General features: G+C 50.9%; 5 protein-coding genes. 4 read left to right on the forward strand and 1 reads right to left on the reverse strand.

What is annotated here, in order from left to right; all coding sequences use genetic code 11:
• The 3 genes from OGV94_RS06055 to OGV94_RS06065 all read left to right on the forward strand — a co-directional run.
• Positions 1 to 8,076 (forward strand): Ig-like domain-containing protein (locus OGV94_RS06055; protein ID WP_286522821.1); only part of this gene is annotated, 8,076 nt, incomplete at its 5' end.
• 178 nt (positions 8,077 to 8,254) lie between these two features.
• Positions 8,255 to 10,447 carry a type I secretion system permease/ATPase gene (locus OGV94_RS06060; protein ID WP_286522822.1) on the forward strand — a complete coding sequence of 731 codons (2,193 nt, stop codon included), beginning with the start codon at positions 8,255 to 8,257 and terminating at the stop codon, positions 10,445 to 10,447.
• A complete protein-coding gene (locus OGV94_RS06065) occupies positions 10,444 to 11,619 on the forward strand; it encodes an HlyD family type I secretion periplasmic adaptor subunit (protein WP_032950253.1) in 1,176 nt (391 codons plus the stop codon). Before OGV94_RS06060 ends, OGV94_RS06065 begins: the two co-directional genes overlap by 4 nt.
• Before the next feature lie 74 nt (positions 11,620 to 11,693).
• Here OGV94_RS06065 and OGV94_RS06070 read toward each other — a convergent pair whose 3' ends face one another.
• Entirely contained in the window at positions 11,694 to 12,545 is an 852-nt protein-coding gene (locus tag OGV94_RS06070; protein WP_286522823.1) for a MarR family transcriptional regulator, read from the reverse strand.
• A 473-nt stretch (positions 12,546 to 13,018) separates the two neighbouring features.
• On the opposite strand from OGV94_RS06070, the gene OGV94_RS06075 reads away from it, so the two are divergent.
• Positions 13,019 to 13,687, forward strand: a complete 669-nt coding sequence (locus OGV94_RS06075; RefSeq protein ID WP_125461436.1) for a hypothetical protein — start codon at positions 13,019 to 13,021, stop codon at positions 13,685 to 13,687.
• Positions 13,688 to 14,130: the final 443 nt, after the last annotated feature.

Genomic DNA, 14,130 nt, shown 5'->3' on the forward strand with positions numbered 1-14,130 from the left:
CCATCGGCTGACCTGGCGGGCATAAAAGACGGCGATGCCAGCGTGCAGGTGAGCGTGACCAACGTCAACGGCAACAGCGCGTCTGCGGGCCGCGAGTACAGCGTGGATGCGACCGCACCGTCCGTGACCATCAGTACCCTTGCGGCTGACGATATCCTGAACGCCACGGAAGCGCAGTCAGACCTCGCCATCTCCGGCACCAGTACCGCCGAGGCGGGCCAGACGGTGACCGTGAGCCTGAACGGTAAAAACTACACCACCACCGTAGGCGCTAACGGCAACTGGACGCTGAACGTTCCGGCGGCGGACCTGGCGGGATTAACCGACGGCAGCGTGACCGTCACCGCGAGCGTCAGTGACAAGGCGGGGAACCCGGCGTCGGTTGACCACAACCTGACGGTGGACGTGACCGTGCCTGCGGTGACGATCAACACCATCGCGGGCGATGACGTCATTAACGTGGCTGAACACAATCAGGCACAGATTATCAGCGGCTCCGCCACCGGCGCGGCAGCGGGGGATAAAGTCACCGTCACCATTGGCGGCCAGACTTACACCACCGTGCTGGACGCGGCGGGCAACTGGAGCGTGGGCGTTCCGGCGAGCGTGATTGCCGGCCTCAGCGATGGCAGCGTGACCGTCACTGCGTCAGTGACCGACGCGGCGGGCAATACCGGCAGCGGTACGCACAATGTAACCGTTGATACCGGGCTGCCGTCAGTTGGCTTCGACACCCTCAGCGGCGATAACGTGCTGAATGCGGTGGAGAAAGGCCAGGATCTGAGCGTGAGCGGTACCAGCGCCAACCTGGCGGAAGGCACTCTGATCACAGTGACGCTGAACGGTAAACAATACACGGCGACAACCGCTGCAAATGGAAGCTGGAGCCTGACGGTACCGGCGGCGGATCTGACTGCTCTGGGTGAAGCAAATTACACTCTGAGCGCGACGGCGACTAGCGCGGTGGGTAACAGCGTGAGCAATACCGCAAACCTGCTGGTGGATACCGCGCTGCCAACCGTCACCATCAATACCATTGCGGGTGACAACGTTATCAATGCCTCCGAAGTGGCTGCAGGCCAGACTATTAGCGGTAAAGTCGCCAACGCAGAGGCGGGCAGTAGCGTAACGGTTTCTATCGGTGGGAATGATTACATCGCAACGGTTCAGAGCGATCTGAGCTGGTCCGTTAACGTGCCTGAGGCCGTCCTGACGGCGCTGGGGAATGGCGAACTGACCGTTACAGCAACCGTCACTAACGGCCACGGTAACACCGGCTCCGGCGAGCGTGATGTTTCCATCGATGCCAACCTCCCGGGTCTGCGTGTCGATACCGTGGCGGGCGATGATGTGATCAACAGCATCGAGCACGGTCAAAACCTGATCATCACCGGTTCCAGCGACGGTCTTGCTGTTGGTACCACGCTTACCGTAACGATCAATGGCAAAACCTATGCAGCATCCGTGCTGGCAGACGGCACCTGGAGCGCGGCAATCCCGGCGGCAGATGTCAGCGCCCTGACTGCGGGGACGGTAACCGTCACCGTAGAAGGCCAGAGCACGGCGGGCAACCCGGTGACTATCAGCCATGACGTCACTGTCGACCTGGCGACGGTAGCCATCAGCATCGATGCCATTGCCACCGACGACGTGATCAACGCGGCTGAAAAAGGTGCGGAACTGGTGCTTTCGGGCAGCACGTCCAACGTGGAAGAAAACCAGACCGTAACCATCACCTTTGGCGGCAAGTCTTACACCGCGAAAGTTGATGCCGACGGCAACTGGACGGCAACCGTGCCGCCCGCCGATCTCACCGGACTGAAAGATGGCGACGCCAGCGTGCAGGTGAGTGTCACCAACGTGAACGGCAACATCGCCTCTGCGGGTCGTGAGTACAGCGTGGATGCGACTGCGCCAACCGTGACTATCGATACGGTTGCGGGCGATAACGTGATCAACAGCAGTGAAGCGGGGACGGGTGTCACAATTTCCGGCTCGACAACGGCCGAAGTTGGTCAGACGGTGACCGTGACGCTTGGCGGAAATAGTTATACCGCGCAGGTTCTGCAGGGTGGTATCTGGAGCGTTAACGTGCCAGCGGGTGACCTGACGGCTATGGCGGACAACGGTTACACCGTACAGGTGAGCGTGAGCGATGCGGCAGGTAACACCGGCAGTGCGAATAAAGCGATTACGCTCGACACTACGCCGCCAACCGTCAGCTTTAATATCGTGGCGGGCGATGACGTGATTAACAGTCTGGAGCATACCCAGGCGCAGATTGTCAGCGGGACAGCAACCGGCGCGAACGTCGGCGATAAGCTGGTCATCACCATTGGCTCAAACCAGTACACCACCACCGTTGATGCCAGTGGTAACTGGAGCGTGGGCGTACCGGCCAGCGTGATTTCTGCCCTGACTGACGGCACCGTAACCATCAGCGCAACTATCACCGACAGCGCGGGTAACAGCAGCACCCAGACGCACAATGTAGTGGTGAATACCGCCTCCGTGGCGCTGACCGTCAACACCCTCAGCGGTGATGACGTGATCAACGCGGCGGAAGCGGGCAATGCGCTGGTGATTAATGGCTCCAGCGCGCAGTTTGCCAGCGGCACGCAGGTGACCGTTACCCTGAACGGCAAGAACTACACGGCCACCATTCAAAACGACGGTTCCTGGAGCACAACGGTACCGGCTGCAGACGTGGGCGCACTGGCCGATGGCGCGAGCTATCAAGTCTCTGTTTCGGCGCGGGACAGCGCAGGCAACAGTGCTTCGGCAACGCATGGCATCAGCGTGGATACCACGGCGCCAGTCGTCAGCATTGCCACGATTTCCAGTGATGATGTTCTGAATGCGGCTGAGGTGCAGCAGCCGCTGACCGTACACGGCTCTTCCAGCGCGGAAGCGGGCCAGACGGTGACCGTGACGCTGGGTGGCAAAACCTATACCGCGACGGTCGCAAACGACGGCACATGGACGCTCAATGTTCCGGCAGCCGACCTTGCCAACCTGAGTGAAGGCGCGTTGACCGTCAGCGCGTCGGTGAACGACAAAGCCGGTAACAACGGCCAGACCACGCATACCCTGACGGTTGATACCGTGGCACCAACCGTCACCATCAGCACTGTGGCAGATGATGATATCGTCAACAACGCCGAGCAGTTGGCAGGCCAGACCATCAGTGGTACCACTACGGCGGAACAGGGCCAGACGGTGACGGTCTCCTTCAACGGGCACAGCTATCAGGCGACCGTGGCGGCGAACGGTGCGTGGTCGGTCTTCGTACCGGGCCGTGATTTCCTCGGCCTGACCGATGGGGATTACACCCTCACCGCGACGGTGAGCGATAAGGCGGGCAACCCGGGCAGCGCCACGCACGACGTGACGCTGAGCGGTGACGTGCCGACGATTGCTATTAACACCTTTGCTGAAGATGACATCGTTAGCGCGGCGGAGCACGGTACGCCTCTGGTCGTCAGCGGTACCACCGACGCACCTGCGGGTCAGACAGTGACCATTACGCTTAACGGCAAAACCTACACCGCAACTGTGCAGAATGACGGCACCTGGAGCTACACCGTTGGCAGCGCGGACGTGACAGCGCTGGCAGACGGCGGGTCATATGTGATTCACGCCGTGGTGAGCAATACCATTGGTAACAGCGCCAGCGCCGACCACACCGTGACAGTTGATTTGACCGCACCATCAATGGGGATCGGCATTGATTCGCTGCAAAACGACACCGGCCTGAGCGCGAGTGATTTCATCACTAACGACAGTAAGGTCATCGTTAACGGCTCACTGACCGCACAACTTGGTAATAACGAGAAAGCGCAGATCAGTCTTGATGGCGGTAAGACCTGGATTGATCTGACCGTTACTGGTTTGCAATGGCGTTACACCGACGGCCGCACCCTGACAGACGGTACGTACCAGTACCAGGTTCGTGTGATCGACAATGCGGGTAACGTTGGCGCAACGGATAGCCAGGACGTGGTGGTTGACCTGACTGCGCCAGCGGCCACGACCATTACTGTGGATTCTGTTATTCAGGATACCGGACTGTCTGGCAACGACTTTATTACCAGCGACAACCAGATCAGCCTGAAAGGGACGCTCGGCGCGGCGCTGGGCAATGGCGACCACGCGCAGATTAGCCTGGATGGCGGTCTCACATGGACTGACGTCAGCGTCAGTGGTCTGAGCTGGACGTATGTAGATGGCCGTACGCTGGCCGATGGTGATTACAACTATCAACTGCGAGTTATTGATAACGCAGGTAATGTCAGCGCGACCACAAGCCAGGTGGTCACCATTGATACCGTCGTACCTGACGCCAGCAAAACGATCTCTATTGATAGCATCAGCGACGATACCGGCCTGAGCGGCAGCGACTTTATCACTAACGATACCTCGCTGACGCTGCACGGTTCGCTGGGGGCGACTCTGGCCGCTGATGAATACGTTCAGATCAGTATTGATGGCGGTGTGACCTGGCAGAACGTAATTGTGACTGGCAACAGTTGGTACTACGTTGATGGGCGCACGCTGCAAAACGCCACCTACGATTATTATGTGAGGGTAGTGGATGTTGCCGGAAACATCGGTGCTTCCGCGCATCAACAGGTGACCGTTGATACGGTCGCTCCTGACGCGGCTATCACAGTAACAGTGGATAACATTACTGTTGATACTGGCTTCGATAATAATGATTTCCTGACCAGCTCAACGTCATACACTCTGCACGGTACGCTGGGTGCGGAACCTGGCAAAAATGAGTATGTCCAGGTGAGCTTTGATGGTGGGGCTACATGGGCCTACGCCACGGTGAATGGAACAAGCTGGAGCTATACCGATACCCGCACGCTCAGCGATGGCGATCACCGCTATCAGGTTCGCGTGGTGGATCAGGCCGGTAACGTAGGGGCGACGACTTCTCAGGTAGTTACTGTCGATACTGTGGCACCGCAGAATGGCATCACTATTGACAGCATTAGCGAAGATACCGGGCAATCCAGCAGCGACTTCATCACCATGGACACCACGCTGACCATTAACGGTTCTCTGGGCAGCGCGCTGGCAAGCGATGAGCGCGTGCAGATAAGCCTCGACGGCGGCAATACCTGGATTGACACAACCGTAACTAACCAGCGCTGGAGCTACACTGATACCCGCGATCTGGCTGACGGTGATTACACTTACCAGGTGCGGATCGTCGACCAGGCAGGCAACGTCGGCTCGACCTCTTCGCAGGTGGTGACGGTCGATACCACGCCGCCAGCCACGGTCGGTACAGTCGTCAGCTATACCGACGGAGAGGGTGAACGCCAGGGCAGTTTTGGCGCATCGGTGGCAACAGATGACAGTTCCCCAGTCATTAACGGGACACTTAACCGTGCGCCGGACAATGGCGAGATTGTACAGTTGTATCGTGATGGTGTGCTGCTGGGATTGGTGACGATGAGCGGTGCCGCCAGTTGGTATTTCCAGGACAGTGGTCTGAATGACGGTAATCACACCTATACGCTGCGTGTCACCGATCTGGCGGGTAACCACACCGATTCAGATAATTTCGTGTTGAAAGTGGACACTCGCATCCCTACTACCACTGTGAGCATCACCGCCCAAACGACGACAGACACTACCCCCATTCTGAGTGGTTTGGTATCGGCGGAACTGACTAACGGCGAGTATCTCGTTATCAACGTGAACGGTAAAACTTACACCTCTGAATCAGGCGGTGCGGTAGTGGTCGATCCGGATAATAACACCTGGTATTTGCAGATCCCGGACAGCGATGCGCTGAGCGTGAAGAATTATGATGTCACCGCACAGGTGAAAAGTAGCGCCGGCAACGGTAATACTGCTGATTTGACCACCGGCAGCCTGGTCGTGGGTAATGAAGCCTCATTGACACCAGCCTGGTCATTTACCGCCGCGAATTATTCCTATTCTTCCAGTTATATGCTGGATTCGGATGGGCTGTGGACGATTATCGCTAATCAGCAGTTCGCCTCGGCGAACTCCAGTAGCCGTAACTCTTACACCGTTTCAGGTAATTTCTCTATGACGGGGAGTTACACCACGGGTACTTACGCAGATATCAACCGCGACGGGCTGGCAGACGTGCTGGCTGAAGGGACAAGCTACTCGTACATGGTGCAGCTAACTAACAATGGAGATGGTACATACACCTCCAGTACGCTGACCAATATGGGCGCTGCGGTGTGGTATGGCGCGGTGGTTGCCATTGATATTCAGGGAGATGGTTACACCGATTTCGTTATTGGCGATGCGGGGGGGCCTGACTCCAGCACCTTCATGCTCAATAACAAAGGTGTGCTGACCGGTAGTTCTAAGGCCGGGGCATACACCAACTTTGTATCAGGCTCGACGGTAGGTAACTACGTCAGCCTGATTGAAGCGTCCGGTGTGGATTTGAATAACGACGGAAAAGTGGATATTGCCCAGCATACGACCAATGGGGTGAACAACTATGCGCTGTCAACCATGTTTAACCAGGGCAATGGTTCTTTCACATGGGGGCAAAATTTTACCAATACCATGTACAGCGGCTATGGTTCTGGCGCGGCTTCCAGTGCGGTAAGTATGACCTGGGCCGACTTTAATGGTGATGGTTACATGGACCTGTATATGAGCATGTCCCGTACCTCCAGCGGAAGCAGCCAGGGCGGCGTGTTAATGCTGAACGATGGTAGCGGTAACCTTCTTGCCGGTACTGCGGTTGGAACAGCGACCACGGATAAGTTTGTGGGTAACGTCAGCGTGGCGGTGGACTGGAACCTCGACGGTAACATGGACATCATCAAACTGGCGAACAGTGGGCAGTCCTATCTTTACACCAACGATGGACTGGCGGGGACAGCAAGTTTTACAGCTTCAAAGTTCAGTACCGCTACGTCAACCCAGGTATCCGGAGCGGCTCTGCTGGATTACGACTGGGATGGTGCACAAGATCTGCTGATTTTCCGTCAAAACGGTACGGTTTTACTGGAGCGTAATACCAATACGGTTGCGCCAGGAACCGCATTGCATTTGAAGATCGTCGACAGCGAAGGCATTAACGCCTTCTTTGGCAACACTGTCCAACTGTACAACTCGGCAGGTCAGTTGGTCGCCAGCGAAATCATCAATGCTCAGTCCGGGATCGGCATAAATGATTCTTCGTCACTCATCAGTTTTTACGGTTTAGACCCCAGTGAAACTTACCGTGCGGTACTGGTTCGTGCCATTAATGGTGTTTCAAGTAATGCAACCTGGGATGGACTGACGGCAGGAGACGGTAAAGAGAGTTATTCCCTGACGGCTGATGCTGCCACAGGCGGGCACCACGGAACCCTGACAGGTACTGGATACAACGATACCTTTATAGCTGAGGCGGGTACTTATACCTACAACGGTTCTGGTGGCTGGACGACAACCTCTGAACACGACACGTGGAGCAGTACAGGCGGCATGGATGTCGTGGATTATCGCCATGCTACTTCCGGTGTAACCGTCGATCTTGGGCGGTCTACGGCCCAGAGTACCGGGTTCGATACCGCGACGCTGGTTAACATTGAAGGGATTAATGGTTCCAACTACAACGACGTTATTACCGGCAACAGCGGCGATAACCAGTTCGAAGGGCGTGGCGGTAATGACACTTTCAATATCGGCAGCGGCGGTCACGATACGTTGCTTTATAAGCTGATCAACGCTTCGGATGCCACGGGGGGCAATGGCAGTGATGTGGTCAACGGCTTTACCGTCGGTACCTGGGAGGGGACGGCGGATACTGACCGTATTGACCTGCGCGATCTGCTTTCCGATAGCGGCTATACCGGCACGGGATCGGCGAGCTATGTGAATGGCGTGGCGACGTTGGACAGTGGGGCGAGCAATCTCACTGACTATATCCGGGTGGTACAAAATGGGAGCAACACTGAGATTCAGATCGACAGAGATGGTACGGGTAGCCAGTTCGACCCGACCACCGTCGTGACGCTTAATGGTGTGCAAACCGATTTGGCCACGTTGTTGGCAAATCATCAATTGTTATTAGCGTAATCAAATGAGCTGCGAGGGGAGAAACTCTCGCAGCTATTCATTTCTTTACATAAAAATTGATAACAAACAGAAAAATAAAGATTTTTTTCATTTTTATTAGGATTCTGTTCGTATTGATATATCAATTAAATGACATAATTTCGATGCGTGACAATGTTGTTGGATAGGAAGTAGCACTATGAAGACTCATCCGCTTTATGAGCCATGGTTACAAGCCATGCTTATTATTGCGAAACATTACCGGCTTGATTTTTCGTTAGAACATGTCCGGGTGGTGATTAATCACGAAAGCCAGTCACCGCGTCAACTGGTCCTCGAAGATATGGCTCGCCATTTGGGATTAGGATTGAGGAAAGTTTCGGTGAATGCCGAATTACTCGATCCCTGGCGTTTGCCGTTGATTGCTGAGTTTACTGGCGGTCAAATTGCAGTTATCAACCGGATGGATAAAGAGGGGAATGTTAGTCTTCAATTCAGCGGTGATAGCGGTCTCGAAACAGTATTAACGCGAGAGGAGCTTGCGACGCGCCTGCTAGGGGGGTTCGTGCTTCGCCCTCTTGAGTCAACGCCGGACGCACGCGTTGATGACTATATCAAACCTTATGAGAAAAACTGGTTCTGGCAGCTGGCGCTGAAAGACTGGCGCCGTTATGGCGATATCATGCTGGTGGCGATGATCGCGAATGTACTGGCGCTTTCAGGCATGGTGTTTTCTATGCAGGTGTACGATCGCGTAGTACCGTCACAGTCGGAAGCAACTCTATGGGTCCTCTTTGGTGGGGTCATGGTGGCTATTACCTTTGAGTTCATCATGCGTATGCTACGCGTCCATCTTTCAGATGTAATTGGTAAACGCGCAGACCTGCGGATCTCTGAACGCGTATTTGCTCATGCTCTGAGAATTAAAAATGGTGCGCGGTCAAAATCCACGGGCTCTTTCATCGCTCAAATCCGCGAGCTGGAATCAGTGCGAGAGTTGATTACCTCCACGACTATTGCGGCAATTTCCGATCTCCCCTTTTTCCTGTTGTTCGTTTTTATCCTCTGGATGATCGGCGGGCCGCTTGTGCTGGTGGTATTGCTGGCCGTTCCGCTGCTGCTAATCCCTGGACTGCTGGTACAACGTCCATTAGGACGGCTCTCCAGCGAAGGGATGCGCGAGTCGGCGATTCGTAACGCCACATTGGTAGAGGCGGTACAGGGCCTTGAAGATATCAAACTGATGCGTGCTGAGCAGCGTTTTCAAAATCAGTGGAATAACACCAATGATGTCGCCGCTAATGTGGCGATGAAACAGCGTTGGCTAACGGGGTTACTCCTGACCTGGACCCAGGAGGTTCAATCCATCGTTTATGCTGTGGTGCTGCTGATAGGTTGTTATCTGGTGATTAGTGGAGATATGACTACCGGCGCGTTAGTGGGTACCTCTATCCTTGCATCGCGCACAATTGCTCCACTTTCGCAAATTTCCGGCGTGCTTTCACGCTGGCAGTCAGCGAAAGTTGCACGCAAAGGGCTTGATGATCTGATGCAACGGCCAATTGACGATCCGCAATCCGGCAAGAAAGTCCATAAAGCCCATCTGCGTGGAAATTACGTCATGGAAGATGTGAGTTTCTATTACGATGATGAAGAAAAACTTGATGTATTAAATATATCACGTCTCCAAATTCAAGCCGGGGAACGTATTGCCCTGCTGGGACGTAACGGCTCAGGAAAAAGTACGCTTCTGCAACTTCTTGCGGGTATGCAGGAACCCCAGCAAGGTTCCATCTTACTTGACGATATCTCACTCAATCATCTTGATCCTGCTGATTTACGCCGGGACATGCAGCTACTCAGCCAGCAGGCTCGTCTGTTCTTTGGCTCAGTGCGCGACAATATTATAATGGGCAATCCCTTAGCGACTGATGAGGAGATCCATCAGGCGCTGGCGATAACAGGAGCATTGGATTTCGTTCGTAAACAGAAAATGGGTCTGAATTACATTGTAAATGAAGGCGGGGCTGGTCTGTCTGGCGGTCAGCGACAGGCGCTATTGCTCACTCGCGCACTCTTAACATCACCTAATATTTTGCTGCTTGATGAACCGACGGCCTGGCTAGACGAGGTGAGTGAGAAACAGTTTATCGGCAGTCTGAAAGGCTGGTTGGGAAAAACGCGCACACTCATTGTCGCTACACACCGCTTACCTATCCTTGAACTGGTTGACCGCATCATTGTGCTGGATAACGGCCGAATTGTTATGGATGGACCACGAGATAGCATTCTTCGTGAACATGGTATGGCTCCACAAAAAGCGGGCCAACGTACGGTAACAATGAAAAAAGCCACTTCTCAAAAACCGGTAGTTAATGAGGAGGGCGTATGAGCGATTTCAGTCGTTTTAACAGTCGTCTTCAGGAGCCCCATCTTCCTCGCTCGAGTCTGGTGGTATGGAGCGTGGTGTCTATGCTTGTTGTTTTCATCGCATGGGCGGGGTGGTTTCAACTTGATGAAGTTACAACCGGAAGCGGTAAAGTAGTGCCTTCTTCACATGAGCAGGTTATCCAGTCGCTGGAAGGTGGAATCATCCATAAATTGCTTGTTCAGGAAGGCGATATCGTTGAACGCGGGCAGCAGGTTGCGCAACTGGATCGCACAAAAACAGAATCCAGTGTTCTGGAAAGTGAATCCCGGTTAAATGCGGCGCTGGCAACTGCTTCACGTTTGACTGCCGAAGTGAATGGTACAGAACTTACTTTTCCGGCTGAACTGGATGATGATGTCGACCTGGTCAGACAAGAGACAGCACTTTTTACTTCACGCCGCGAAAGTCTGGAAAAGGGGGTTGCTGGATTGCGTCAGGGGATGGCGTTGATTCAAAGAGAGTTGGCTCTCACCCAGCCTTTGGTAAAGCAGGGCGCTGCCAGTAATGTGGAAGTTCTTCGTCTGCAACGGCAAAAGAACGAATTAGATAATAAAGTGACAGAAATGCAGAATCAATACGTTGTGCGCGCACGCGAAGAATTAGCTAAAGCGAATGCCGAAATTGAAGCGCAACGTTCTGTAATGAAAGGCCGTGAGGATTCATTAACCCGACTGACTTTCAATGCACCGGTGAGAAGTATTGTTAAAGATATCGATGTGACGACAGTCGGTGGTGTTATTCCGCCGAATGGAAAACTGATGACTCTGGTTCCACTGGATGACCAAATGGTTATTGAAGCAAAAATCTCTCCCAGAGATGTTGCATTCATTCACCCAGGACAGAAAGCGTTAGTTAAAATTACCGCTTATGATTATTCTATTTATGGTGGTCTGCAGGGTGAAGTGACGATGATTTCACCGGATACAATCCAGGATGATGTAAAACGTGATGTCTATTTTTATCGTGTCTATATCAGAACAAACACTAATCATCTTGAAAATAAGCAGGGTAAAGAGTTTCCTATATTTCCTGGCATGATTGCAACTGTAGATATAAAAACAGGTAGTAAATCGATTCTTGATTATTTGTTAAAGCCATTGAACAAAGCAAAAGAGGCGTTACGCGAAAGATAAAAAAAAGCGATCGACGCAAATCGATCGCTTGTAACTTACCACAAGCTAGCACGAAAGAATGGGGGGTGATTTAACTATTTTTCAGGATGTATATTCAGATAGTGCATGACATAAGCAAAATACAGACCTGCATAGTTTTCGACAAGCTGAATAAATGAAGGATAAATCTCAATCAATCCGTCTGCTCTTTCTCTTAGGTAACCAGTGTCCTGGGCAACCTTTATAATCCTGCTGACATGAATCCGTGACACAAAGAATTCTTTGGCCAGTAGATTTGATGAATAATTAATGACTGCACCACGACTGGTCAGTTTTTCTATAGCTTGCAAGTAAAGATAAAGCATAATCATTCGCCCACCATCTTTTTCAATAAATATCCCGACTTCAGGCAGGATTTTTTTGAAGGTTACTCCGCGAAAAAGATATTGGGATGCGCGTTTGAAAAAATCATACCGTGGCGCTTCATCATCCAGTGAATCTACTGAAATATTATATTCAGGGTAGAGCAGATTCAAAGGCGAAAACGCGCCAGACATATATCTTTTAAGTTCATCGATTCCTTTTTGCGTTGGCGTGATCAGGATTTTCCTTCTGTCTTCCTGGCTACGCCATGTTTTAATTCTGTTCGTTGTTTTTAATAGCGTAATGATTGCAATAACGCTATTAGGACTGGCGATTTGATATCTGGAGCAGAGCTCTTTAATCTCTGATATACATGATGCCTGGTTACCAAAAACAAAACAACACATTGAGAGTGCGATGTTGAATCTTGATTCCTGAAGCATTACTTTGTAGAACAAAGGTTGTTTCTTATAAATTTTATCATTGATTTGATAGTGTTCTCTTATGGCTTCTTTAAATTTAGGGTTAGCTTTTATAAGGTTTCTTCGATGAAGCAATGCCTCTGGGGAAATTTTTGTTTCCATATGGTAGCCCCTATGTTTAATTATTTAAATAACGTTGGTATATTGGTCCTTTCAGATGGTTAGTCGCCACTTATTATACATTGAGAATAATAATAATACTTTTAATATCTAATCATATTCTGATCATAAGGTGATATTTTATACGGGAAACACGAAGTCTGGTATGCCAACTTTCCAAAAATGGGCTGTAGATTATTGGGTTTATTTTGCAGCGAAATAAGATCAGAAATGTACATGGCAAATAATGATAAGTGATGTGATCTTTATTATCTTTTATACTAAGGGTTAAAGGTAATGGCTTTTTTTGATGTTTTTTGTTGATAATTGTGTGGTCCTCTTGTTTTATGTTTGTTATGCTTGAATTAAGTTTTAAAGCATTGCTTTGTTACATTTATTAGAAAAAGGTAACATTTTTATTATTGGGTAGATTCCTGGTCAATTTTTCATTATAACTATTATTATAGGGAATGAATATGATTTGTAATTCATCTTTGCCTTCAATTAAAAAATATAATCACTATTATATCATCTCTTGTTGTAGTTATGCTTGTGAAGGCGCCACAGCACTTTTCATGCATGAGAGTGAGGCACCTAAGAGAATATCCTGTGACCAGGAGTATCTCTCCGGTGATGAATTGCTATTGTTTCCAGAGAGTGGTGAAGTATGCATTTTTGTGTATCTGAATGGTAATATTGATACTATTCTTAGTGCGCTGAAAAAAACAGCGAGTATTATTTGCAACACAAAGTGTAGTTCATCAGTATATATTATTTCTGATTTTCCTCCTGCATGGGTTAGCTTTATTTTAAGCCCGCTGATTAATAATGAAACCCTTTTGTCAAAAGTTTTTTGCACGGATGCTAATTTATCCTGTGAACAGCTCCTGAGTCAGGACTTTATCAGAGTTGAGTCAATTCTCAGTGAAGGGATTAAATATAAAAACAGAAAAATCAAGAGGTTATCTTTAAGGGAGTTGGCTGTCGCCATCCGTTACTACCGAGGAGAGACAGTGAAAAATTTTTCTCAAACTTTGGGACTCCCGGCAAAGTCTGTATACGTCTATAGAAGAAATGGTGTGGCTAAGCTTACAGCGCTTAAGCAATGGCTAAATAATGAACGTGCTAAACAAAGTTTCAAATAATATGAATGCCTGGTGTCACACCATGGTCCTGTTTGTTTTGTCTACAAATTCAGATTCTATCAATTTTTTTATCTGAGATGATAGAGCGCTGGGCTTGTAATCACGATTATATATGCACCAAAAATAATATCAGATAGATATTATTTTTGTGAATCCCCTACGTCCATTACCGGAGCGTAATGATTTTTCACGCTGAGATCCCGTAGGAATAAATCTGACGGCCTGCAGATCATAGAACAATCGCTGGCGTTGCTTCCGTTCACCCGACGACAGATTATTCTTCAAAGTATTCATGTATGAGCCGGCAGAAGCCGGGGCCATCAACGTACCGATCGATAAACTGCATGACATCATCGCCCTGCACTTTACGCGAACGCTGGCAGCGAGATGAACAGGACTCGGAGGCAATAACTTTCCTGACCCAAATGGCACCCAAAGAAAAA

This window comes from Citrobacter sp. Ce006 (genome assembly GCF_030336535.1).
Classification (GTDB): Bacteria; Pseudomonadota; Gammaproteobacteria; order Enterobacterales; family Enterobacteriaceae; genus Citrobacter; species Citrobacter europaeus.